19 protein-coding genes and 1 CRISPR repeat array are annotated in these 23,099 nt (G+C 64.9%); of the genes, 4 read left to right on the top strand and 15 right to left on the bottom strand.

What is annotated here, in order from left to right; all coding sequences use genetic code 11:
- Positions 1–11 precede the first annotated feature (11 nt).
- The 4 genes from NCR93_RS02820 to NCR93_RS02805 form a co-directional block, all read right to left on the bottom strand.
- Positions 12–1,223 carry an efflux RND transporter periplasmic adaptor subunit gene (locus NCR93_RS02820; protein ID WP_175979855.1) on the bottom strand — a complete coding sequence of 404 codons (1,212 nt, stop codon included), beginning with the start codon at positions 1,221–1,223 and terminating at the stop codon, positions 12–14.
- A gap of 475 nt (positions 1,224–1,698) precedes the next feature.
- A complete protein-coding gene (locus NCR93_RS02815) occupies positions 1,699–3,225 on the bottom strand; it encodes an efflux transporter outer membrane subunit (RefSeq protein ID WP_008351304.1) in 1,527 nt (508 codons plus the stop codon).
- A 1-nt stretch (position 3,226) separates the two neighbouring features.
- Positions 3,227–6,391 (bottom strand): efflux RND transporter permease subunit, encoded by a 3,165-nt coding sequence (locus tag NCR93_RS02810; protein ID WP_008351306.1) that lies wholly within the window; start codon positions 6,389–6,391, stop codon positions 3,227–3,229.
- A 15-nt stretch (positions 6,392–6,406) separates the two neighbouring features.
- The gene (locus NCR93_RS02805) at positions 6,407–7,666 is read right to left on the bottom strand and encodes an efflux RND transporter periplasmic adaptor subunit (RefSeq protein ID WP_175979854.1); all 1,260 of its coding nucleotides are present in this window, start codon (positions 7,664–7,666) and stop codon (positions 6,407–6,409) included.
- A 449-nt stretch (positions 7,667–8,115) separates the two neighbouring features.
- Between NCR93_RS02805 and NCR93_RS02800 the strand changes: the two genes are divergently transcribed.
- Positions 8,116–8,760, top strand: coding sequence for a TetR family transcriptional regulator (locus NCR93_RS02800; RefSeq protein ID WP_033536527.1), 645 nt, complete (start codon positions 8,116–8,118; stop codon positions 8,758–8,760).
- A gap of 10 nt (positions 8,761–8,770) precedes the next feature.
- Here the strand turns inward: NCR93_RS02800 and NCR93_RS02795 are convergent, their stop codons facing one another.
- From NCR93_RS02795 to NCR93_RS02770, 6 genes are all read right to left on the bottom strand, one after another.
- Positions 8,771–9,562 (bottom strand): SRPBCC family protein, encoded by a 792-nt coding sequence (locus tag NCR93_RS02795; protein WP_008351310.1) that lies wholly within the window; start codon positions 9,560–9,562, stop codon positions 8,771–8,773.
- A gap of 74 nt (positions 9,563–9,636) precedes the next feature.
- Entirely contained in the window at positions 9,637–10,014 is a 378-nt protein-coding gene (locus NCR93_RS02790) for a DUF427 domain-containing protein (protein WP_008351311.1), read from the bottom strand.
- A 143-nt stretch (positions 10,015–10,157) separates the two neighbouring features.
- Entirely contained in the window at positions 10,158–10,652 is a 495-nt protein-coding gene (locus NCR93_RS02785) for a hypothetical protein (RefSeq protein ID WP_008351312.1), read from the bottom strand.
- Between the two features lie 138 nt (positions 10,653–10,790).
- Positions 10,791–12,296 carry a DegQ family serine endoprotease gene (locus NCR93_RS02780; RefSeq protein WP_175979853.1) on the bottom strand — a complete coding sequence of 502 codons (1,506 nt, stop codon included), beginning with the start codon at positions 12,294–12,296 and terminating at the stop codon, positions 10,791–10,793.
- Between the two features lie 133 nt (positions 12,297–12,429).
- A complete protein-coding gene (locus NCR93_RS02775) occupies positions 12,430–13,731 on the bottom strand; it encodes an ATP-binding protein (RefSeq protein ID WP_034470724.1) in 1,302 nt (433 codons plus the stop codon).
- Entirely contained in the window at positions 13,731–14,393 is a 663-nt protein-coding gene (locus NCR93_RS02770; protein WP_008351316.1) for a response regulator, read from the bottom strand. The genes NCR93_RS02775 and NCR93_RS02770 overlap by 1 nt, the downstream gene beginning before the upstream one ends.
- A gap of 262 nt (positions 14,394–14,655) precedes the next feature.
- Here NCR93_RS02770 and dacB point away from each other — a divergent pair, with 262 nt between their 5' ends.
- Together dacB and NCR93_RS02760 are read left to right on the top strand one after the other, a co-directional pair.
- The gene (gene dacB, locus NCR93_RS02765) at positions 14,656–16,254 is read left to right on the top strand and encodes a D-alanyl-D-alanine carboxypeptidase/D-alanyl-D-alanine endopeptidase (RefSeq protein ID WP_175979852.1); all 1,599 of its coding nucleotides are present in this window, start codon (positions 14,656–14,658) and stop codon (positions 16,252–16,254) included.
- 223 nt (positions 16,255–16,477) lie between these two features.
- Positions 16,478–17,581 (top strand): SGNH/GDSL hydrolase family protein, encoded by a 1,104-nt coding sequence (locus tag NCR93_RS02760; protein WP_008351318.1) that lies wholly within the window; start codon positions 16,478–16,480, stop codon positions 17,579–17,581.
- 127 nt (positions 17,582–17,708) lie between these two features.
- Positions 17,709–18,103: direct repeats of the CRISPR family, unit length 29 nt; unit sequence GGGTCTATCTCCGCGCACGCGGAGGAACC.
- Positions 18,104–18,179: 76 nt separating this feature from the next.
- Here NCR93_RS02760 and NCR93_RS02755 read toward each other — a convergent pair.
- Genes NCR93_RS02755 through NCR93_RS02740 form a run of 4 tightly spaced genes read right to left on the bottom strand, consistent with a single transcriptional unit; the run spans position 18,180 to position 21,845 of the window.
- On the bottom strand, positions 18,180–19,199 hold the full coding sequence (locus tag NCR93_RS02755; protein ID WP_175979851.1) for an L-threonylcarbamoyladenylate synthase: 1,020 nt from the start codon (positions 19,197–19,199) through the stop codon (positions 18,180–18,182).
- Positions 19,200–19,219: 20 nt separating this feature from the next.
- A complete protein-coding gene (locus NCR93_RS02750; protein ID WP_008351320.1) occupies positions 19,220–20,407 on the bottom strand; it encodes a 5-(carboxyamino)imidazole ribonucleotide synthase in 1,188 nt (395 codons plus the stop codon).
- A gap of 25 nt (positions 20,408–20,432) precedes the next feature.
- Complete coding sequence (gene purE / locus NCR93_RS02745; RefSeq protein WP_175979850.1) at positions 20,433–20,945, bottom strand: 5-(carboxyamino)imidazole ribonucleotide mutase; 513 nt, start codon at positions 20,943–20,945, stop codon at positions 20,433–20,435.
- Positions 20,946–20,954: 9 nt separating this feature from the next.
- A complete protein-coding gene (locus NCR93_RS02740; RefSeq protein ID WP_034470824.1) occupies positions 20,955–21,845 on the bottom strand; it encodes a phosphoribosylaminoimidazolesuccinocarboxamide synthase in 891 nt (296 codons plus the stop codon).
- Between NCR93_RS02740 and NCR93_RS02735 the strand changes: the two genes are divergently transcribed.
- Positions 21,838–21,987 carry a hypothetical protein gene (locus NCR93_RS02735; protein WP_160172878.1) on the top strand — a complete coding sequence of 50 codons (150 nt, stop codon included), beginning with the start codon at positions 21,838–21,840 and terminating at the stop codon, positions 21,985–21,987. The genes NCR93_RS02740 and NCR93_RS02735 overlap by 8 nt on opposite strands.
- Here the strand turns inward: NCR93_RS02735 and fba are convergent.
- Entirely contained in the window at positions 21,972–23,036 is a 1,065-nt protein-coding gene (gene fba / locus NCR93_RS02730) for a class II fructose-bisphosphate aldolase (RefSeq protein ID WP_008351323.1), read from the bottom strand. The two genes, NCR93_RS02735 and fba, sit on opposite strands and share 16 nt — an antisense overlap.
- Between the last annotated feature and the right edge of the window lie 63 nt (positions 23,037–23,099).

The following is a 23,099-nucleotide window of genomic DNA, read 5'->3' as shown; positions in this document are numbered from 1 at the left end:
GTCTCCCGTCCTTACGCGCCGGAGGCGGCCGTTGCGTCGGCTTTCGCTTCGGCTTTCGCTTCGGCTTTAGCGTCGGCTTTCGCTTCGGGCTGACGCGCGGGCACGGCCTTCACTTCCATGCCCGGACGCACGTGATCGATGCCCTCGACGATCACGCGATCGCCCGCGTTCAGACCGCTGTCGACGATCCAGCTCTGGCCGAGCGTCCCGGAGGTGACGAGCGGGCGCATCGCGACCTTGTTGTCCTTGCCGACGACCATCGCGAGCGCGGTGCCTTTCTGATCGTGCGTGATGCCCTGCACCGGCACGACGAGCGCCTTCGGATTCACGCCTTGCTCGATGCGCGCGCGCACGAACATGCCCGGCAGCAGCACCCGGTCCTTGTTCATGAAGATCGCGCGCAGCGTCACCGATCCGGTCGACGGATCGACGCTCACATCGCTGAATTGCAGCTTGCCCTGCTCCGGATACTCACGGCCGTCTTCGAGAATCAGCGTGACCTTCGCCGCGTTCGGGCCGTTGGTCGAAAGACGCCCTTCCTGAATCTGACGGCGCAGCTTGAGACCGTCGAGACTCGATTGCGTGAGATCGACGTACATCGGGTCGAGCTGCTGGACGGTGACCATCAGCGTCGCCTGCGCCGCCTGCACGTATGCGCCGGGCGTGACCTGGGAAATGCCGGCCTGCCCCGAAACCGGCGACGTGACGTCGGTATAGCCAAGCTTGATCTGCGCGGTGTCGATCGCGGCTTTGGCCGACGCGACATCGGCTTCGGCCTGGCCTTGCGCCGCCACGGCGTTGTCGTAGTCCTGCTTGCTGACCGCGTTCGACGCGACGAGCACCTTGTAGCGCTCGGCCTGCGCCGCGGTCGAGACGAGATTCGCATGGGCCTTCGCGAACGACGCCTTCGCGTTGTTCAGTTGCGCGATATACGGCGCCGGATCGATCTTGTAAAGGCGTTGCCCGGCCTTGACGAGGCTGCCTTCCGTGAATTCGCGGCGCAGCACGATGCCATCGACGCGCGCGCGCACCTGGGCATCGAGAAAGGCGCTCGTGCGGCCCGAGAGTTCTGTCGTGACCGGCACAGCGGCCGGCTCGACGATGACAACGCCGACTTCCGGCGTGTGCGGCGCCATCGCGGGATGCTTCTCTCCGCAACCGGCTGCCAGCAAGGCGGCCGTCGTGACACCGATGAGGCGGTATGGAATCCGTATGAGACGCATGGAACGCGAGACCTCTGAGGTTACTGACAATGAAAGGCGCGCGTCTTCGCGTTGACCGCGAGCCGCGCGCAATGTGCTGTCGTGCGATGCGAAAGTCGCTGACCGCGGCGACCGGGGCATTCGTGCGGCCCGCGCGCCTTGGATGGGGCTGGCCGCTTTCGGAAGAAATGCGGCCATATTTTTGGGATAACTGAATGTATGCGACGCTCGCGGCGAGCTTCGTCAACGACTTTTTCGAACGATCGATGGAACGGATCGCGCCGTCACGACTGCGGCAAGCAGCCGATTATAGTTATCGCGCGCAGTGAGGAAGACTAAAGAGTAGGCAGATGTGTGGATCTTTGATGGCAACTGAAACAATGTGCCAAGTCTGTTGCATCACCCAGACATCGATGCAAAACGATGTGGAACAAGTTCGAAAGCGCGAAAAAAAGCCCGGCGCGGCCGGGCTTCGAGTGCGACGGGTTTAGGCGAATCAGCTCGCCGCGGGCGCCGAGGCTGCTTGCGGCGCGCCTTGCGAGCCGTAGTCGACGGGCGCATCGGCGGGACGCGGCGCGTCGCCGGAACGCTCGATCCATCCGCCGCCCATGAACTGATACAGATCGACGAGGTTCGTCAGTCGATTCAGCCGCGCCGTGATGAGCAGCTGCTGCGCTTCGTAAAGCGCCGTCTGCGCGGTCAGTACCGACAGATAGCTGTCCACGCCATTGCGATAGCGCAGGTCCGACAGCTCCAGACGCCGGCTCTGCGAATTGACGAAGCGCTCGAGCGCCTTGATCTGCTCGTCGAAGGTGCCGCGCGCGGCGAGGCCGTCCGCGACTTCGCGGAACGCGGTCTGGATCGCCTTCTCGTAGTTGGCGATCTCGATGCGCTTCTGCACGTTCGCCAGATCGAGATTGGCCTTGTTCTGGCCGCCCTCGAAGATCGGCACCGTGATCTGCGGCGCGAACGACCACGCAGCCGACCCCGGCTTGAACAGGCCGCCGAGCGTCGGCGACAGCGTGCCGAAGCTGCCCGTCAGCGAGACGCGCGGAAAGAACGCCGCGCGCGCCGCGCCGATATTCGCGTTGGCCGCGAGCAGCGACTGCTCCGCCGCCGCGATATCGGGACGGCGCGTCAGCAGATCGGACGGCAGACCCGCGGGAATGTCGGAGAGCAGATTCTGCGTATCGAGCGGCATGCCGGCCGGCAAATCCGCAGGCAACGGCTCCCCGACGAGCAGCACGAGCGCGTTTTCCGCCTGCGCGCGCAAACGCGACTGCGTCTGCAGATTCGCCTGCGCTTCCTCGACCACGCCTTCGGACTGACGCAGATCGAGTTCGGTGCCGGTGCCGTTCTCGTATTGCAGCTTGGTGATGCGGAACGACTCCTGCGCCGTCTTGAGCGTGTTCTGCGTGACGACGAGTTGATCGTCGTAGGCGAGCATCGTCAGATACTGGTCCGCCACCGACGACACCAGCGAGATCTCCGCCGCCTTGCGCGATTCCGCCGTCGACAGATATTGCGCGAGCGCCTGATCCTTCAGGCTGCGGATGCGCCCGAAGAAGTCGATTTCCCACGACGCATTCAGGCCGACCGAATACTCGTTCGAGATCGTGTTACCGAAGAACGACAGATTCTTCGGCGTGCGCTGCTTCGTCTGCGACGCGGCCGCATCGAGCGTCGGGAACAGACCCGCGCGCGTGATCTGATACTGCGCGCGCGCCGCATCGACGTTGAGCACCGAGACGCGCAGGTCGCGATTGTTCTTCAGCGCGAGCTCGACGATCTTCTGCAGGCGCGCATCGGCGAAGAAATCGCGCCAGCCGATGTCCGGCGCGCTCTGGCCGTTCGCCGTGCGGCCGTTGCTCGCGCTCGAACTCGCATCCGGCTGGTGCGCGTACACGCCGCCTTCCGGAAACGTCTGCGTGACGGGCTCGGGCGGACGCTCGTACTTCGGCTGGAGCGTGCAGCCCGCGGCGAATACCGCCACGGCGGCCGCGATCAAGGAATGTTTAAGCATCTCAGTGTCCTTCCTTACCGTTCGTGCCTTCGATGTCGCCCGACGAACCCGGCGCCGGCACGTCCTTGCTCTTGCTGAACTTGCTGATAACGACGAAGAACATCGGAATCATGAAGATGGCGAGGAAGGTCGCGGTCAACATGCCGCCGATCACGCCCGTGCCGATCGCGTGCTGGCTCGCCGAGCCCGCGCCGTTACTGATCGCGAGCGGCATCACGCCGAGAATGAACGCGAGCGAGGTCATCAGGATCGGGCGCAACCGCAGGCGCGCCGCTTCCATCGCCGCTTCGACCGTCGACATGCCCTGCATCCGCAACTCGCGCGCGAATTCCACGATCAGAATCGCGTTCTTCGCCGACAGACCCACCGTCGTCAACAGGCCGACCTGGAAGAACACGTCGTTTTCCAGACCGCGCAGCGTCGCCGCGAGCAGCGCGCCGAGCACGCCGAGCGGCACGACCATGATGACCGAGAACGGAATCGACCAGCTTTCATACAGCGCCGCGAGACACAGGAACACGACGAGGATCGAGATGCCGTAGAGAATCGGCGCCTGCGAACCCGACTGGCGTTCCTGATAGGAAAGGCCCGTCCATTCGTAGCCGATGCCCGCCGGCAGCTTCGCCGCGATCGCTTCCATCGCGGTCATCGCCTGGCCGGTCGACTTGCCCGCCGCCGCCGCGCCCTGGATTTCCACCGCCGAGATGCCGTTGTAGCGTTCGAGCTTCGGCGAACCGTAGGTCCAGTTGCCCGTCGCGAAGGCGCCGAACGGCACCATCGTTCCGGCGCCATTGCGCACGTACCACTTGTTCAGGTCGTCGGGGTTCATGCGGAACGGACCATCGCCCTGCACGTAGACTTTCTTGATCCGGTTGTCGACGTCGAGGAAGTTGTTCACGTACTGCGACGCCCACGCGATCGAGAATGTCTGATCGATGTCCGATACGGCGATGCCGAGCGCGCTCGCCTTCTCGCGATCGACATTCACCTTGAACTGCGGGGTGTCGTTCAGGCCGTTCGGACGCACCTGTGCGAGCGTCGGATCCTTCGCGGCCATGCCGAGCAGCATGTTGCGCGCTTCCATCAGCTTCGCGTGGCCGAGGCCGCCGCGATCCTGCAGCTCGAAGTCGAAGCCCGCCGCCGTGCCGAGTTCCGGAATCGAAGGCGGATTGACCGGGAAGATCATCGCGTCCTTGTAAGGCGCGAAGTGCATGAACATGCGTCCGACGAGCGCCTGCACCTTCTGGTCGCTGTGCTGACGTTCCGCGTAGTCCTTCATCCGCACGAACACGAGGCCGGAGTTCTGGCCGCGGCCCGCGAACGAGAAGCCGTTCACCGTGAAGACCGATTCGACGATCGATTTCTCGTCCTTCAGCAGATAGTCCTGCACGTCCTTCAGAACGTGCGCGGTGTACTCCTGCGTGGAGCCGGACGGCGCGTTCACGAGCACGAACATCGTGCCCTGGTCTTCATCGGGCAGGAACGACTTCGGCAGACGCAGGAACAGCATGCCCACCGCGACGATCACGACGATATAGATGATGAGCCAGCGTCCCGAGCGGCGAATGACGTGCTGCACGCCGCTGTGATACTTCTCCTGACTCTTGTTGAACGTGCGGTTGAACCAGCCGAAGAAGCCCTTCTTCTCGGGCTCATGCCCTTCCGGATGCGGCTTCAGGATCGTCGCGCACAGCGCCGGCGTGAGAATCAGCGCGACCATGACGGACAGCACCATCGCCGCGACGATCGTCAGCGAGAACTGACGGTAGATCGCGCCGACCGAGCCGCCGGAGAAGGCCACCGGCACGAACACCGCCGACAGCACGAGCGCCACGCCGACCAGCGCGCCGGTGATCTGCCCCATCGCCTTGCGGGTCGCTTCGCGCGGCGATAAATGCTCCTCCGACATCACCCGCTCGACGTTCTCCACGACCACGATCGCATCGTCGACGAGCAGGCCGATCGCGAGCACGAGGCCGAACATCGACAGCACGTTGATCGAGAAGCCCACCGCCGACATGATCGCGAACGTGCCGAGCAGAACGACCGGCACCGCGATCGTCGGGATGATCGTCGCCCGCAGGTTCTGCAGGAACAGATACATCACGAGGAACACGAGCACGATGCCTTCGATCAGCGTCTTGACCACTTCCTCGATCGACAGTCGCACGAACGGCGTCGTGTCATACGGATACTTCACCACCAGTCCATGCGGGAAGTATTTCGACAGATCGTCGATCTTCTGGCGGACCAGTTTCGCGGTCTGGAGCGCGTTCGCGCCCGTCGCGAGCTGGATACCGAAGCCGGCCGTCGGCTGTCCGTTGTACTTCGTATCGAAGTTGTAGTTTTCGCCGCCGAGTTCGATCCGCGCGACATCCTTCAGCAACACGCGCGAGCCGTCCTGATTCACTTTCAGCAGGATGTTGCCGAACTGCTCGGGCGTGCGCAGCAGCGTCGCTTCCGTGATGGTCGCCTGGAGCATCTGCCCCGGCACCGCCGGCGTGCCGCCGAGCGCACCCGCCGCCACCTGCACGTTCTGGTTCGTGATCGCGTTCTTCACGTCGACAGGCGTGAGCGCGAAGTTCGTGAGCTTGGTCGCATCGAGCCAGACGCGCATCGCGTACTGCGAGCCGAACAGCGTCGTCGTACCGACGCCGTCGATACGCGAGAGCGGATCCGCCACGTTCGACGCCACGTAGTTCGCGAGGTCGTACTTGCTCATGCTGCCGTCTTCGGACACGAACGCGAGCACGAGCAGGAAGCTCGAACTCGACTTCGTGACCTTCGTGCCCAACTGCTGCACGACTTGCGGAAGCAGCGGCGTCGCGAGCTGCAGCTTGTTCTGCACCTGCACCTGCGCGATGTCCGGGTTCGTGCCCGCCGCGAACGTCAGCGTGACGGTGGCCGTGCCCGAGTCATCGGACGTCGACGACAGGTACAGCAAGTGGTCGAGGCCGGTCATCTGCTGCTCGATCACCTGCGTCACCGTGTTTTCGACGGTGCTCGCGGATGCGCCCGGATACGTCGCGCTGATCTGGATCGCGGGCGGCGCGATCGTCGGATACTGCGCGACCGGCAGCGTGAAGATCGACGCCATCCCCGCCAGCATCAGGATGATCGCGATCACCCACGCGAAGATCGGTCGATCGATAAAAAACTTTGCCATGTAACAGGCTCCCTTTTATTGCGCGCCCGATGCAGCGAAGGCGGCCGATGCGGCTTGCGGACCGCTGGCAGCGCTCGCGCCGCTGGCACTGGCCGGCGCCGATGCCGCCTGCGCATCCGATGCGCCGGCTACGGGATACGGGAATTTCGCGTCGACCGGCTTCACCTGCATGCCGGGCTTCGCCTTCTCCACGCCGTTCACGATCACGCGGTCGCCCGGGTTCAGGCCGCTGTCGACCACCCAGTTGTTGCCGAACGTGCTGCCCGTGACGAGCTGGCGCAGTTCCACCTTGTTGTCCTTGTTGACGACGAGCGCGGTCGGCGTGCCCTTCTGGTCATGCGTGACGCCGATCTGCGGCACGACGAGCGCGTGGTCGTTCGTGCCTTCCTGAATCCGCGCTCGCACGAACATGCCCGGCAGAAGCACGCGGTCCTTGTTCTGGAAGATCGCGCGCACCGTCACCGAACCGGTGCTCTGGTCGACGCTCACGTCGGAGAACTGCAGCTTGCCCTGCTCGGTGTACGTGCGGCCGTCTTCGAGCTGGAGCGTGACCTTCGCGGCGTGGATGCCTTCGGTCTGCAGACGGCCTTCCTGAATCTGACGGCGCAGGCGCAAGCCTTCGACGCTCGATTGCGTCAGATCGACGTAGATCGGATCGAGCTGCTGCACGGTCGTGAGCAGCGTCGCGGCGCTCGCCTGAACGTAGGCGCCCGGCGTGACCTGCGAGAGACCGGTGCGGCCGGTGATCGGCGAGACGACGTCGGTGTAGCCCAAGTTGATCTGCGCGGTATCGACCGATGCTTTGCCCGCGGCGACATCCGCGACGGCCTGGCCTTGCGCCGCGACGGCGTTGTCGTAATCCTGCTTCGACACGGCATTGGCCGCGACGAGGATCTTGTAGCGCGCGACGAGCGCGTTCTGCGACGCGACGTTCGCCTGCGCCTTCGCGAGCGTCGCCTTGGCGTTGTTCAGCGAGGCGATGTACGGCGCCGGATCGATCTTGTAGAGACGCTGACCGGCCTTGACCTCGGAGCCTTCAGTGAACTCGCGGCGCAGCACGATGCCATCGACCCGTGCGCGCACTTGCGCGACCAGATAGGCGTTGGTGCGGCCCGGCAAATCGACGATGACCGGCACGCTCGTCGGCTGCACGGTGACGATACCCACTTCGGGCGTTTGCGGCGGAGGCGCTGATTGTTTTTGCCCGCACGCTGCCAGGAACACGGCAGCCGTCGCGGCGGTGATTAAGCGGAGTGGAACCCGTTCGACGCGCATGGAGCGACCTCTGTCTAAGACTGAGAGTGAAGTTTGGGCACGCGGCGGCCTTCCCCGGGCAACGCCGCGCACGAGCGTCCTTCGGGACGCTGTGAATACACCAACTTGTCCGGCGAGTGAGCGGCGACGCCAGCCTGCGCGTGACGCCTCATACCCGTGCGCGACGCTCGGAGGCGTCGCCCGTGGCCACAGGACGGCCAGAACGGGCAATGGAAACGCAAGCTTATGCGAAATCCGCCCGCCGGATGAATTTGTGAATATTCGTAAACGGGTGGTATTGTATATACATTCACGAATGAATGTAAAAAACCGTACGTGTTTCTCCCCATTGGCGATGAGAAGAAACCGCTCCGGGGAATCGATTACGTTCGACGAACCTTCGACAGAGCCGTCCACAGAGCGGCTTTCAAACGGCAGTAGCAGGAGCAGACGGCCACCGGCCGCAGGATATGGTCAGACGAACCAAGGAAGAAGCGCAGTTGACGCGCAACCGCGTACTCGACGCGGCCGAGCGCGTCTTCTACGAAAAAGGGGTATCGCGCACGACGCTCGCGGACATCGCGCAGGCGGCGGGCGTCACGCGCGGCGCGATCTACTGGCATTTCGCCAACAAGGGCGATCTCTTCAACGCGATGTTCGACCGCAGCCTTTTGCCGCTCGACGAACTCGTGGAATCCACGCTGGACGGCAAGGAGGAAGACCCGCTCGCGCGTTTGCATGAACTCTTCGTCTGGTGCATGCGCAACATCACGACCGACGAGCAGCGGCGCCGCGTCTTCGACATCCTCTTCATGAAATGCGAATTCGTCGAGGAAATGGGGCCGGTGCGCGAGCGGCATCAGAACAACATGCGCGACGGCATGGAGCGCATCGAGCGCGCGCTGCGCAACGCCGTCGAAAAGAAGCAGCTTCCGGCGACGCTCGACACGCGCCGCGCGATGACCATGCTCCACTGTCTCTTCACGGGCATCCTGCACGATTCGCTGATGCTGCCCGACATCGTTCATCCGGAACGCGACGCCGAAGCGCTCATCGACGCATGCTTCGACGCATTGCGCTGCAGCCCGTCGCTGCTGATGCCCGCGAGCGCCTGATTCGCGCCGTCTATTGCGAACCGATGCGCTGCGCGAAATACGCGAACAGCGCGATGCACACGAGCATCGCCGCCCACGCCCATATCGGCAGGCCGAGCGGATGCGGATCGTGGGAATGATCGCGGTCGTTGTGCACGAATCCGTGTCCGTGCAGCCGATGCCGCAGCACGCCGCTCGCGTGGGCGTCGGCGGAATGCCCGCGCATCGCGCCCGAGCGACGCGAGAACGCCGCCGACATCGCGCCCGGCCGCAAGAACACATGCCGGCGCTCGGCGCTTGCGCCTGCCGCGCGCATCGACGGCAAGCCGTGCTTCGCACGCACCACTTCGCAGAACTCGGCGAAGAAATCGTCGGCGCCTTCACGAAGCGCGTTTTCGATCTGACGCGCGGGCAAGCCGGCGAGCGGTCCCGAGACCGTCGCCCAGACGGTGTATTCGATCCACGTCGCGGCGCCGTCGTCATCGGGATTGAGCGCGACCGCGATCTGCCCGCGCAATGAGCCGACGCCTTCGCCGCGCGCCTTGAAGCTCAGCGTGCGCGCGTACGCGCCGTCGTGCGACGCGTCGCTTTCCCCTTCTTCATGCGCCGCCTGTCGCGTGCGCCCGGCGGCGTGCGCGCGGATTTCGTAGCGCGCCCGCAGCGCGCCGAGCGGCACGATCAGCGTGAGGACATACTCGCCGTTGGGCGTGCGCGTGAACGATTCGCAATTGTCGAGGCTCGCGCGCAGCAACGCGAGATCGGAGAGCGCCTCGCGGACGTGCGCGCAATCGAGCGGAACGCACAGCGCATCGGTGACTTCCATTCGAGCCTCCGGGACAAGGATCGCATGCGTTCGTTATGGCGGAGCGGATGTAAGGTGTCTGTTCGGATGCGCGCCTAGGAAGTCTCGTCGATGCGATCGACGCGCGAACCGTAGAACGCGAGATAGCCCTTGATTTTCGCGGCGGCGTCGAGCGGCGCTTCGTAGCTCCACGCGGCGTTCTCGACCGGGCCGTCTTCGGTCAGCAGATGATAGTGCGTCGCCTGGCCCTTCGTCGGGCAGTGCGTGGTGTGAATCGAGCGTTCGAGGCGCGCCATGTTCACGTCGGCGCGCGGAAAGTAGTGCACTTTCTCCGCGCCCTGCTCGACGAGCGTGAGGGATGCGTGCGTATCGGCGTAGGTCACGCCCTGATGGATCACGCGGCAGCGCCGGCCGTTCAGCGTGATCTCGATGTGATGCGCCGTTTCGTGCCCGACGTTCAGTTCCGTGCCCATCGTGCTGCCCCTCCGCGTAAGAACCGGCTTCCAAAGAAAAAGCCACGAGTCATCGAGACACCCGTGGCTTAATTATGAGACAAACTTCCGATTCTGCGTGAGCGCTTTCGACGGCCCGGGCGTTTCCCTTTCGACGCCCGCGCTTACTGAATGTTCCAGTGGAATGCCGCCTTGGCCTTGCCCGGCCCCGCGACCGTCACGGCCTGCTTTTTCTCCTGATCCTTGTACTTCGCGTAGACCGTATAGTTGCCGGGCGGCAGCTTGACGAGCATGTACGGTCCCATCGATTCCGTGGACAGCACCTCGCCGCCCTTGCCGCCGACGACGCGCACATGCACGCCCGAAAGGTAATCGGAAGTCGGACCCGTGAAGCGCAGCGATAGCGGCCAGTGCGCCTGTTCGCGCAACAATGCGCGCGACTCGTCGAGGCCGACGCCGCCCGACGTATACGAAACGTCGCCTTGCTGCTCGATCTGCGGCAGGCCGCCGCCGTTGGTGTTGCCGGCGCTCGACAAATCGGTCGCCGTGCCGCCCGAGGCGCCGCTCGCCTGCTGCGCCCAGGCGCTGCCCGCCATGCTCGCGCTCGCCGCCGCAACGAGAAGCGCGGCCGCCAGCCTGCCCGTGGTTCTGCTCGTCATGTTTTCAGCTCCTTTTTCCGATGCCGCCGCGCTCGAAAGCGCCGGCGGCGTCACGCCCGATGCGTCGGTTTCACGCGATGGGGCACCAGGGAACCCGGGAGCATGGTTCGTGCCCGCGTCGCGGCCCGATGCGCTGCGTCAGCCGAGATCGACAGGCACGAATATCTGCGCGTCGTCGCGCTGGATCAGGAGCGCGATGCTGTCGCCCGCGTGCTGAACCATCGACTTCAACTGTTGCACGGACGTCACCGGCTGGCCGTTGACGGCGAGAATCACGTCGCCCGGCTGAATGCCCGCGTTCGCTGCCGCGCCGCCCGCCTGCTGCACGAGCAGGCCGCGCGAGAGCGAATCGTTCTGCCTTTCTTCCGGCGTAAGCGGACGCACCGCGACGCCGAGGCGCGCATCCTGCGCCGACGATTCGTCACCGCCGCCGGTCTTCGCGCTCGCGGTCTTCGTGTCCTTCAACGCGCCGATGGTCACGCTGAGATGCTTCGCGCTCTTGTCGCGCCACACCGTGACCTTCGCGGACGTGCCCGGCGCGAGACCCGCGACCTGCGACGGCAGCGAGGTCGAATCCGTGACCGGCTCGCCGTTGAGCGCCGTGATGACGTCGCCCGGTTGCAGACCCGCCTTCGCGGCCGGCCCGCCCGGCTCGACCGAGCTCACGAGCGCGCCTTGCGGCGACTTCATGCCGAAGGAATTCGCGAGCGTCTGATTCATGCCCTGCACCGTCACGCCGAGACGGCCGCGATCGACGTGACCCGTCTTGATGAGCGCGTCCTTGACCTTGATCGCCTCATTGATCGGGATCGCGAACGAAAGGCCCTGGAAGCCGCCCGTCTGCGAATAGATCATCGAATTGATGCCGATCACTTCGCCTTGCAGATTGAAAAGCGGCCCGCCGGAGTTGCCCGGATTCACCGGCACGTCGGTCTGGATGAACGGCGTGTAGTTCTCGTTGGGCAGCGCGCGCGACTTCGCGCTGATGATGCCCGACGTCACCGTGTTGTCGAACCCGTACGGCGAGCCGATCGCGACGACCCACTGGCCGACCTTGCTGCCGTTCGGATCGCCGATCTTCACCGTCGGCAGGCTCTTCGCGTCGATCTTCAGCACGGCGACGTCCGACTGCTTGTCCGCGCCGATGACCTTCGCGCGGTATTCGCGCTTGTCCGTGAGCTTCACGGTGACGACGTTCGCGTTATCGACGACGTGCGCGTTGGTGAGGATGTAGCCGTCGCTGCTGACGATGAAGCCGGAGCCGAGGCCTTCGCTCGGACGATCCGCGCGCGGGCCGCCATCGCCGCCGCCGAAGCCGGGCATGCCGCCGAAGCGCTTGAAGAACTGATAGAAGGGATCGTCGGGGTCCATCGGCAACTGATTCTGGCCGCTGCGCGCGGACGTCTGCTTGACGACGTGCTTCGCGCTGATGTTGACGACGGCCGGGCCATACGTTTCCACGAGACCGGAGAAATCGGGGATGCCCGTCTTGGCCGCGGCTTCGGCGGGCATCATCGCGGCGGCTTGCGCGGGCGCGATGACTTGCGGTGCAGGAACGTTGTTATGACCCGCCACGTAACCCGCCGACAAGGCGACGGCAACGGCAGCCGCGACGGCGCTGCGGGTAAGAATCTTCGCTTTCATCGTGTGTGCTCCTGACGAGGGATGCGCTCTCACGGAGCGCGCTTTATCGATGGAGCAAGGTTACGGGGCGTCGCTTAAACCGCTCTTAAAAGAGGAGAAAGAGCGGCTTGCTTCGGCGCGGCGGCCACGCGCATCAGAACGTTACGGCCACCTTGAGACCGCCCGCGCTCGACTCCGCCAGCGTCACCGTCGCGCCATGCTGCTGCGCGATCCGCTTCACGATCGCGAGCCCGAGGCCGCTGCCGGACACATCCGTGCGCGCGCGATTCGCCCCTTCGCCCACGCGATAGAACCGGTCGAACACCCTTTCTCGCTCTTCTTGAGGAATGCCCGGCCCGGTATCGGAGATTTCGACGACGGGACGGCCATCGGCGAGACGAAGGCACACGTCCACGCGGCCGCCGCGAGGCGTGTACTTCGTCGCGTTGTCGATGAGATTGTTGAACATCACGCGCAGCGAATCGGGATCGCCGTTCACGGTCGCCGGTTCGCTCTCCTCGATGCCGAGATCGACGCCGCGTTGCTGCGCCACCAGCACCGAGCCGCGCACGCATGATTCGAGCAGCGCGGCGAGATCGACCGATGCGAACGCCGCCTTGCCATCCGGTTCCGAGCGGGCGAGCGCCAGCAGTTGCTCCGCAAGCCGCGTCGCGCGCGCGATGCCTTCGTGCAGATCCCTGAGCGCCTCGCGACGCGTTTCGTCATCCTGCGCGCGCGCGACGAGCTGCGCCTGAATCTGCACCGCGGCGAGCGGCGTCCGAAGCTCGTGCGCGGCATCGGCGACGAAGGCCTTTTGCGTGTCGAGCGCCGCCGACAAGCGCGACAGCAGCGCATTCAGCGCACGCACGACCGGCCGCACTTCCTGCGGCAGCGGCCGATCCGGCAGCGGATCGAGCGCTTCCGGATGACGCGTGTCGAGCGCGCGCGTGACGCGTTGCAAAGGCGCGAGCCCGAGCCCGACGATCACCCAGATCGCGAGCCCGAGCAGCGGCAGCAGCAGCACGAGCGGCCACAGCGTGCGCCACGCGACGCCCGCCGCGACGCGATTTCTGATCGACAGCGGCTGCGCGAGCTGCACGACGTTATCGCCGACGATCGCGCTATATACGCGCCATTCGCCGCGCGGCGTCATCTCCGTGGAGAAGCCGAGTTCGGCATGCGGCGCGAGCGGCACGCGCGGATGCGAGAAGTACATCAGCGCGCCGTTGCGATTCCAGATCTGGATGACGACGCCTTCGTCGCTTTCGCTGCGCGAACTGAGCACCGAAGAAAACGGCTCGGACGGCAGCGCGGCCGCGATCTGCTGAAGCTGATAGTCGAAGAGTTCGTTGGCTTCGGCGAGCGCCTGCCGGTAAATGAGCCAGCCCGCGAAGCCCACGCCGACGATCACGAGCGCAAGCAGCCAGATCAGCAATTGCCGGCGGATCGACCGCATCAGGCGTCCTTCGCGACCATGTAGCCGAGGCCGCGCACGTTGCGGATGAGATCGGCGCCGAGCTTCTTGCGCAGCGAATGGATGTAGACCTCGACCGTATTGCTGCCGATTTCCTCGCCCCAGCCGTAGATCTTTTCTTCGAGCTGGCTCTTCGACAGCACTGCGCCGGGCCGCGCCATCAGCGCTTCGAGCAGCGCGAATTCGCGTGCCGACAGCGACACGGGATTGCCCGCGAGCGTCACCTGATGACCGACCGGATCGAGCGTCAGTTCACCGTGCCGAACGAGCGATTCGCCGCGCCCCGCATGACGGCGGATCAGCGCACGCATGCGCGCGCCGAGTTCGTCGAGATCGAAAGGTTTGACGAGGTAATCGTCCGCGCCGGCGTCGAGTCCTTTGACGCGGTCCGCGATGGCGTCGCGCGCCGTCACGATCAGCACCGGCAGCGAGTTCGAACGCGCGCGCAGGGTCTTCAATACGTCGAGGCCGTCGCGCTTGGGCAGGCCGAGATCGAGCAGCATCAGATCGTAGGACTCGCCCGCGACCGCCGTGAGCGCGGCCTCGCCGTCCTGGACCCAGTCGACTGCGAAGCCGTCCGCGCGCAGCGCACGGCGCACGCCTTCGGCGATCATCCGGTCATCTTCGACAAGCAGGATTCGCATGGCACATGTCTGTTGATGGTTACGTGGCGCAGCCGGGGGCCGCGAGTCATTGTATCCGCGCGGGGCTTAAACGGGACTTAACGGCGCCGATCGTCCAGCATCGGAGGACAACCGCATGCCGCACCCGAAGCGCGTCGTGCGATGATTTTTTACCCGTACGATTTCCGCAAGCCAGCTTGTCTACAATAGCCGCTTCCTCGCGGCGCGACCCCGCCCGGCCACGCGCCGCCGCTCGTCATCCAGCCAAGAACAACGCTCGTCCATGCCGCCCGTTTTCCGTTCCTTCTCTCGCCGACTGTCTTCGTACGCTCTCGCCGCAGCGTTCGCCTGCGCGGCCCTCGGCCATATGCCGGATGCCGATGCGCGCGGCGGCGGCTCGAAGGCCGATGCGCAAGGTTACGCGCCGCAGCGCGCGGCCATCGGCGGGGCGAAGTCGAAGCGCGCGAAAGCCGAGCGCGCGGCGAAAGCGGTCGTGCCGGCCGGCCCGCTGCCCGCATCGGTGATGACGGCGCTCGCGCACGCGCATGTGCCGCTGTCGTCGATGAGCGTCGTCGTGCAGCGTGTCGGCGCGCCGCTGCCGCTCGTCTCGGTGAACGCGAACGAGCCGATGCTGCCCGCATCGACGATGAAGCTCGTCACGACCTTCTCGGGCCTTTCGATGCTCGGCCCGGACTATCGCTGGAAGACGACCGCGTACGCCGACGGCCAGCTCGATGCGCAAGGCGTGCTGCACGGCAATCTGTACATTCAGGGTACGGGCGATCCGAAGCTCGTGCCGGAAGAGCTGATCGATCTCGTCGATCAGATTCGCAAGAACGGCATCACGGGCATCGACGGCGCGCTCGTGCTCGACAAGCGCTACTTCGACGCGTCGACGCGCGATCTGCCCGCGTTCGACAACGACGACAGCGCGCCCTACAACGTCGGCCCCGATCCGCTGCTTTACGCGTTCAAATCGCTGTCCTTCACGCTGACGCCCAACGCCGACGGACAAGTATCCATCGACGTATTGCCGCAACTCGCGCAACTTCAGATCGACAACGAACTGCGCGTGACGCGCGGCGCGTGCGTCGGCTCGCTTTCGGCGGCGTCGCCGAGCGTCGCGCAGACGCAGGGCGGCTTCGTGCAGGCGTCGTTCGTCGGCGACTATCCGCTGCGTTGCGGCTCGCGCACGATCAACGTCGCGGCGCTCGATCATTCGACCTTCTTCGCGGGCGGTTTCCTCGCGCTATGGAAGCAGGCGGGCGGCACGTTCGCAGGCACGACGCGCGAAGGCCCGACGCCGTCGAATGCGCGCCTCGTCGGCACGCATCGCAGTCCGGTGCTGTCCGATGTCGTGCGCGACATCAACAAGTTCAGCAACAACGTGATGGCGCGCAACCTGTTCCTGACGATCGGCGCGGCGCAACTGAAGCCCCCCGCGACGACGGCGAAATCGGCGACGGCGATCCAGGCGTTCCTGAAACGCAGCGCCCTGCCGATGAACGGTCTCGTGCTCGACAACGGCTCCGGCCTTTCGCGCGACGAGCATATTTCCGCGATCTCGCTCGCCGATCTGCTGATGGCCGCGAACGCGAGTCCGGTCGCGCAGGTGTTCGTCGAATCGCTGCCGATCGCGGGCGTCGACGGCACCATGCGCAACCGTCTAACGAACGCGGGCGCGCTCGGCAACGCGCACATCAAGACCGGCACGCTGCGCGACGTGCGCGCGATCGCGGGCTATGTCGGCGCGGCGAACGGCGAGAGCTATGTGGTCGTGAGTTTCATCAACGATCCGCGCGCCGAGGCCGCGCGCGCCGCGCACGATGCGCTGCTCGAATGGGTCTACGAAGGCGCGCGTCGGCCGGGCGTGGCGGATTGAGCGGGCACGGGCGTCTGCAAACACCGAAGATTTCTTCTACGAAGTCGCGTTCGGAAAGACGCGCGCCGCGTGTACGCTGTCGGGCACGGCGCTCGGCCGTAAGCTGCGCGCGCGCCAGGATGGCGCGCGGCATCGCTTAAACTCGCAGCTAGCGGCATGAAGACCGCGACACGGTCTGACGCCGTAATCGAACTAGAAAACAGGTAAGAAGGGAGACGAGGTCATGAAGAAGCAACGCTCGACGCGCGCCGCACTGGTGCGCTTTGCCCAAGTCGCGACGGCCAGCGCGGCCTTCGCCCTGATCGCCGCGTGCGGCGGCGGCGGCGATGACAACAATTCGACGCCCGCGGGCGGCGTGAAGCTGCAAGTGGTGTCGTTCGGCGACAGCCTTTCCGATGTCGGCACGTATGCGCCGGTCGCGGCCGCGAACTTCGGCGGCGGACGGTTCACGACGAATCCGGGTCAGGTGTGGGTGCAGAACGTCGCGCAGTATTACGGCGATACGTTGACGCCGGCGATGACGGGGGGGTTTGGGGTTGCGCCGACGAATCAGTCGGGACTCGGCTATGCGCAAGGCGGCGCGCGCGTGACGAATCCCATGGGCATCGGTCACGCCACGGATCCGAACAGCTACGCGGGCGCGTTGACCGTGCCGGTCGCGACGCAAGTGCAGAACTACCTTGCGGCGCACGGCAGTTTCAACGCGAATCAGCTCGTCATCGTGAATGGCGGCGCGAACGACGTCCTTTACAACTTGCAGTTGGTTAAGGCCGGCGCGATCTCGCAGGCCGATGCATCCACTGCGATCATCACGGCGGCCAAGCAACTCGGCGGAATCGTCGCGACGATCCTGCAGCACGGCGCGACGCATGTGCTGGTATCGAACGTGCCGGATATCGGCACGACGCCGCAGGGCACGATGAGCGACGCGGTCACGCGCGCCGGTCTTTCGAGCGCTTCGATCGGGTTCAATACTGCGCTCGATCAGACGTTGCAGGCGCTCAACATCAAGTCGAAAGTCATCTACCTCGATACGCCGCCGAAGCTGGCGCAGATCACCGCGAACTATCAGCAGTTAGGCTTCACGGTGTCGAATACGGGCACCGCGTGCAACCTGAAGGCGATGGCCGCGGCCGCGCAGAAGTACGGCGAGCCGAATCCGCAGGATTTCGCGACGTCGCTGTTCTGCTCGCCGGAAACATTGACGGTCGCGGGCGCGGATCAGACGTACATGTACGCCGATACCGTGCATCCGACGACGCATCTGCATGCGCTGTACGCGCAGGCCGCGGAGCAGACGATTGCGGCGACGGGGTTGGGGAAGTAAGGGTTGGGGTTTTAGGATGAAAAACCGCTCGGGCGAGGGATCGCCCGAGCGGTTTTTTTTGTTGCGGTGAGAAAGGCTCCGCGGGGCGGAGGAATTCGTCGATACGGTCCAGTTTGACGTTCTAGTACGGTCTATCTCCGCGCACGCGGAGGAACCTTTGGCGTGAGCGTGAGCGGCATGAGATCGTTGGGTCTATCTCCGCGCACGCGGAGGAACCAGCAAAAATCGTCCAAACCTGTGCTGTAAGTCGGGTCTATCTCCGCGCACGCGGAGGAACCGCTTTCACCAGTCCACCAACGCCACAAAAGGTGGGTCTATCTCCGCGCACGCGGAGGAACCCACGCCATGCGTACAGACCGGTCCTTCGTCGCGGGTCTATCTCCGCGCACGCGGAGGAACCGAAGCGCCCCTCGCGAATGTCGCGCGCAATATGGGTCTATCTCCGCGCACGCGGAGGAACCGGGCTGCGTCGTGCATGGAAACCAAGGCGTGCGGGTCTATCTCCGCGCACGCGGAGGAACCCCTGCATCATAACTTCCTGACCGGAAAGCAAAATCCCCCAAACCCATCTTTCACAAACAGGCGCAAAGTCCAGTAATCACTCTTCCGCCTCGAACGCCGCCGCCGCCCTGCCAAGCCGATCGTTGACAGCAATCCACTCCACCGTCTCCGGCAGCTTCTCGATCAGAATCCGCTCGACATTGGCCCGATCCAGCGCCCGCAGCAAGCCATAAAGATCGCGCGCGTAAGTCTGCGGATCCTCAGGCGCCGCCACGAAGTGAACATCGGCAGCCCGCACCCATTCCCCCGCGCTCGACGCCCGCGCCACCAGCGCAATCTTCCCGTCACGATTACGAAGCAACGGCTCGATCGACGCGAACGGCAGCAGCAAAAGCGGCGTGCGCGGCGCGTAATGCGCCTTCAGCGTCCCGGAAGCACGCGGCGCGGTCGCATCCGATCCATCCGGCAGCTTCGGCGCGATCCCGATGACATCCGCGATCTGCCGCGGACTCACATGCCCCGGCCGCAGCAGCGCCGGAAAGCCCCGCGACAAATCCAGAATCGTCGATTCGATGCCGACATCCGCCGCGCCGCCATCGAGCACATGCACGGCATCGCCGAACTCGTCGCGAACGTGCTGCGCGGTCGTCGGACTCACATGCCCGAAACGGTTCGCCGACGGCCCCGCGACGCCGCCCTGCTTGCCCGTCCCCGTTCGCCGCCGATGAAACGCCGACAACAATTGCTGCGCCACCGGATGCGACGGGCACCGCACGCCCACCGAATCCTGTCCGCCGCTGACCGCCGCCGGAATATGCGCGGCGCGCTTGAGAATCAGTGTCAAAGGGCCGGGCCAGAACGCATCGATGAGCTTCTGCGCATCGGCGGGCACCTCGCGCACCCAATAGCCCGGATCAGCCTCGGGCGCGAGATGCACGATCACCGGATGATTCGCCGGCCGCCCTTTCGCCGCATAGATGCGCGCGATGGCCTCGGGATTCTCGGCGTCGCCGCCAAGCCCGTAGACCGTCTCGGTCGGAAACGCGACGAGTTCGCCGGCATCGAGCAGGGCCGCGGCTTCGTCGATCTGCGCGGCGCTCGGATAGATGATGGTCATTGCTTCTACTACGAAAAAACTCAATCGAGCGGGATATGCAGCATGCGCGCGCAGTCACGCGCCGCCGTGCGCGCTTCCTCGAGCGTCGCCGCCGTGAAGTTGATGTGGCCCATCTTGCGGCCCCGGCGCGCCTCTTCCTTGCCGTACAGATGCAGCCGCGCCGCCGGCATCGCGGCGACTTCCGCCCACGCGGGCGAACGCGCCTTGTCGCCATCGAACCAGATATCGCCGAGCAGATTCAGCATCGCGGCCGGCGAATGCTGGCGCGTGTCGCCGAGCGGCATGCCGGTCATCGCGCGCACCTGCTGCTCGAATTGACTCGTGGCGCAGGCATCGACGGTGTAGTGGCCGGAATTGTGCGGGCGCGGCGCCATTTCGTTGGCGATGAGCGAGCCGTCTTCCAGCACGAAGAATTCGACGCACAGCACACCGACGTAACCGAGCTTCGCGGCGATCGTCAGCGCGGCGTCCTGCGCCTGCGCGACGAGCGCATCGGGCGCATCGGGCGCGGGCACGACCGTCCTCGCGAGAATGCCGTTCACATGCACGTTCTGCGCGAGCGGAAACACGGCCGATTTGCCGTCGCCGCCGCGCGCGATCAGCACGGACACTTCGTACTTCAGCGGCATGCGCTTTTCCAGCACGCACGGCACGCCCGACAGCGACGCATGCGCGTTGCGCAATTCCGCGACGTTGCGCACGCTGACCTGCCCCTTGCCGTCATAGCCGAGACGCGCGGTCTTGAGAATGCCCGGCAGCACGGCCGCGATCTTCTCGTCGGGCAGCGCGGCGAGCGCTTCCGTCGATTCGATCACGACATGCGGCGCGACCGGCACGCCCGATTCCGCGATGAAGCGTTTCTCCGCGACGCGATCCTGCGCGATCGCCACGCAACTCGCCGCCGGGCTCACGAACGTGCACGACGCGAGAAATTCGAGGCTGGCGGACGGCACGTTCTCGAATTCCGTCGATACTGCCGCGCACAGTCGGCCGAGTTCCGTGAGCGCGGCGCGGTCGTCGTAGGCGGCGCGGATATGGCGATCCGCGACGGCGCCAGCGGGGCTCGTCTCATCCGGATCGAGAACGGCGACGCGATAGCCCATCGATTGCGCGGCGAAGCAGAACATGCGGCCGAGCTGGCCGCCGCCGACCATGCCGAGCCATGCGCCCGGCAGGATGGGAGAGATCGGGGAGTTTTGTGGATTCATCGTTGGGCCAGATTGCGAAGTGGGATCACAGCGGCGGCAGCGTCATGTCCCGCGCCGCCTGATTCTGCTTCACGCGAAAAGCGGCGAGCGCATCGGCGAATTTCGCATCGGTGACGCTCAATATCGATACCGCGAAGAGCGCCGCGTTCGCCGCGCCCGCCTCGCCGATGGCGAACGTCGCGACCGGCACGCCCTTGGGCATCTGCACGATCGAATACAGCGAATCGACGCCCTTCAGATACTTGCTCGCCACCGGCACGCCGAGCACCGGCACCGTGGTTTTCGCGGCCAGCATGCCCGGCAGATGCGCCGCGCCGCCCGCGCCCGCGATGATCGCGCGCAGGCCGCGCTCGCGCGCGCTTTCCGCGTAGGCGAACATCTCGTCCGGCATCCGGTGCGCCGAGACGACCTGTGCCTCGTACGGCACGCCGAATTCCTGCAGCATCGCGACGGCATGCTTCATCACGTCCCAGTCGGAACTGGAGCCCATCAACACGCCGACGAGCGGCGCTTCGTTCTTGTGTACTTCGTTCGTCATCTTTCTTACTCAGTCGAGCGTCTTGCCGGTCAAACGCTGGAGCGCTTCCTGATACTTCTCCGACGTCTTCGCGATCACGTCGTCGGGCAGCTTCGGCGCGGGCGGTTCCTTCTTCCACGGCTGCGTTTCGAGCCAGTCGCGCACGAACTGCTTGTCGAACGACGGCGGATTCGTGCCCACCTGATAGCCATCGGCGGGCCAGAAGCGCGACGAATCGGCGGTCAGCACTTCGTCCATCAGATAGAGATCGCCCTTGTTGTCGAGGCCGAACTCGAACTTCGTATCCGCGATGATGATGCCGCGCGTCGCCGCGTACTCGGCCGCTTCCTTGTACAACTGGATGGAAATGCGCTTGATCGTCGCGGAAAGCTCCGTGCCGATGCGGCGTTCCATCTCATCGTAGGTGATGTTTTCGTCGTGATGGCCCATTTCGGCCTTGGCCGCAGGCGTGAAAATCGGCTCGGGCAGTTTCTGCGCGTTTTGCAGGCCCGGCGGCAGTTCGACGCCGCACACCGCGCCCGTCGCCTGATAGTCCTTCCAGCCGCTGCCCGCGAGATAACCGCGCACCACGGCTTCGACGAGAATCGGCTCCAGGCGCTTCACGACGACCGCGCGGCCCTTCACCTGCTCGGCTTCGTCCGCCGCGACGACCGTCGCCGGATCGATGCCCGTGTTGTGGTTCGGCACGATGTGGCCGAGCTTCTCGAACCAGAAATCGGCCATCGTGTTGAGCACGCGGCCCTTGTTCGGAATCGGCTCGCCCATGACGACGTCGAATGCGGAAAGCCGGTCGGTCGTCACGATAAGGAGCTTGTCGTCGCCGACGGCGTAGTTGTCGCGGACCTTGCCGCGGCCGAGCAGCGGCAGCGATTTGATCGTGGATTCGTATAGCGTGGACATCGTCATGTACCGGAAAAAAGTGATTCGCCGCTTCGACGTGGGAAGCGGCGAGGAGAAAGACGAACGGGTTCCGAACCCGGAACCCGTTGATTTTACTTTACAAAACCCGGCTGATTCAGATCAGTCTCATTTCACGATCTGAGCCAGCGCGCCGGACTTGTACTTTTCGGCGATCTTGTCGAGCGAAACCGGCTTGATCTTGCCGGCCATGCCCTCGCAGCCGAACTGCATATAGCGCTGGCGGCAGATTTCCTTCGCCGCTTCGCGCGCGGGCTTCAGATAATCGCGCGGATCGAACTTCGACGGATTTTCGAACAGATAGCGGCGGATCGCGCCGGTGATCGCGAGGCGCAGATCGGTGTCGATGTTCACCTTGCGAACGCCGTGCTTGATGCCTTCCTGAATCTCCTCGACCGGCACGCCATAGGTTTCCTTCATGTCGCCGCCGAATTCGCGGATTTCGGCCAGCAATTCCTGCGGTACCGACGACGAACCGTGCATCACGAGGTGCGTGTTCGGAATGCGCTGGTGAATTTCGCGGATGCGGTCGATGGCGAGGATATCGCCCGTCGGCTTCTTCGAGAACTTGTACGCGCCGTGCGACGTACCGATCGCGATCGCCAAAGCATCGCATTGCGTCTGCTTGACGAAATCGGCGGCCTGCTCGACGTCGGTCAGAAGCTGCTCGCGCGTCATCGTGCCTTCGGCGCCGTGGCCGTCTTCCTTGTCGCCCTTCATCGTTTCGAGCGAGCCGAGCACGCCCAGTTCGGCTTCGACCGTGACGCCGATCGAATGCGAGAACTCCACGACCTGCTTCGACACCGCGACGTTGTACTCGTAGGAAGCGACCGTCTTGCCGTCGGCTTCGAGCGAGCCGTCCATCATGACGCTGGTGAAGCCCGAGCGGATCGCGGCCATGCACACCGCGGGCGACTGACCGTGATCCTGATGCATCACGACCGGAATATGCGGATACGACTCGACCGCCGCTTCGATCAGATGACGCAGGAACGCTTCGCCCGCGTACTTACGCGCGCCAGCGGACGCCTGCATGATGACGGGCGCGTTGACTTCGTTCGCCGCCGACATGATCGCCTGCACTTGTTCCAGATTGTTGACGTTGAACGCCGGGAGACCGTAACCGTTTTCCGCAGCGTGATCCAGCAGTTGACGCATTGATACGAGAGGCATTGTGGTGAGACTCCATAAGTGAAACGAATTCTTCAGCGCGCGAACTCGCTCTCGGGCGGTTTT

This window comes from Caballeronia sp. ATUFL_F1_KS39 (genome assembly GCF_023630985.1).
Classification (GTDB): domain Bacteria; phylum Pseudomonadota; class Gammaproteobacteria; order Burkholderiales; family Burkholderiaceae; genus Caballeronia; species Caballeronia zhejiangensis.
Note: the sequence above shows the minus strand (reverse complement) of the source record. Positions and strands in the feature narration are given on the sequence as shown.

Excerpts from the sequence above, each read along its gene's own strand:
- NCR93_RS02820 (WP_175979855.1), bottom strand. The coding sequence starts at position 1,223 with ATGCGTCTCATACGGATTCCATACCGCCTCATCGGTGTCACGACGGCC.
- NCR93_RS02815 (WP_008351304.1), bottom strand. The coding sequence starts at position 3,225 with ATGCTTAAACATTCCTTGATCGCGGCCGCCGTGGCGGTATTCGCCGCG.
- NCR93_RS02810 (WP_008351306.1), bottom strand. The coding sequence starts at position 6,391 with ATGGCAAAGTTTTTTATCGATCGACCGATCTTCGCGTGGGTGATCGCG.
- NCR93_RS02805 (WP_175979854.1), bottom strand. The coding sequence starts at position 7,666 with ATGCGCGTCGAACGGGTTCCACTCCGCTTAATCACCGCCGCGACGGCT.
- NCR93_RS02800 (WP_033536527.1), top strand. The coding sequence starts at position 8,116 with ATGGTCAGACGAACCAAGGAAGAAGCGCAGTTGACGCGCAACCGCGTA.
- NCR93_RS02795 (WP_008351310.1), bottom strand. The coding sequence starts at position 9,562 with ATGGAAGTCACCGATGCGCTGTGCGTTCCGCTCGATTGCGCGCACGTC.
- NCR93_RS02790 (WP_008351311.1), bottom strand. The coding sequence starts at position 10,014 with ATGGGCACGGAACTGAACGTCGGGCACGAAACGGCGCATCACATCGAG.
- NCR93_RS02785 (WP_008351312.1), bottom strand. The coding sequence starts at position 10,652 with ATGACGAGCAGAACCACGGGCAGGCTGGCGGCCGCGCTTCTCGTTGCG.
- NCR93_RS02780 (WP_175979853.1), bottom strand. The coding sequence starts at position 12,296 with ATGAAAGCGAAGATTCTTACCCGCAGCGCCGTCGCGGCTGCCGTTGCC.
- NCR93_RS02775 (WP_034470724.1), bottom strand. The coding sequence starts at position 13,731 with ATGCGGTCGATCCGCCGGCAATTGCTGATCTGGCTGCTTGCGCTCGTG.
- NCR93_RS02770 (WP_008351316.1), bottom strand. The coding sequence starts at position 14,393 with ATGCGAATCCTGCTTGTCGAAGATGACCGGATGATCGCCGAAGGCGTG.
- dacB (WP_175979852.1), top strand. The coding sequence starts at position 14,656 with ATGCCGCCCGTTTTCCGTTCCTTCTCTCGCCGACTGTCTTCGTACGCT.
- NCR93_RS02760 (WP_008351318.1), top strand. The coding sequence starts at position 16,478 with ATGAAGAAGCAACGCTCGACGCGCGCCGCACTGGTGCGCTTTGCCCAA.
- NCR93_RS02755 (WP_175979851.1), bottom strand. The coding sequence starts at position 19,199 with ATGACCATCATCTATCCGAGCGCCGCGCAGATCGACGAAGCCGCGGCC.
- NCR93_RS02750 (WP_008351320.1), bottom strand. The coding sequence starts at position 20,407 with ATGAATCCACAAAACTCCCCGATCTCTCCCATCCTGCCGGGCGCATGG.
- purE (WP_175979850.1), bottom strand. The coding sequence starts at position 20,945 with ATGACGAACGAAGTACACAAGAACGAAGCGCCGCTCGTCGGCGTGTTG.
- NCR93_RS02740 (WP_034470824.1), bottom strand. The coding sequence starts at position 21,845 with ATGTCCACGCTATACGAATCCACGATCAAATCGCTGCCGCTGCTCGGC.
- fba (WP_008351323.1), bottom strand. The coding sequence starts at position 23,036 with ATGCCTCTCGTATCAATGCGTCAACTGCTGGATCACGCTGCGGAAAAC.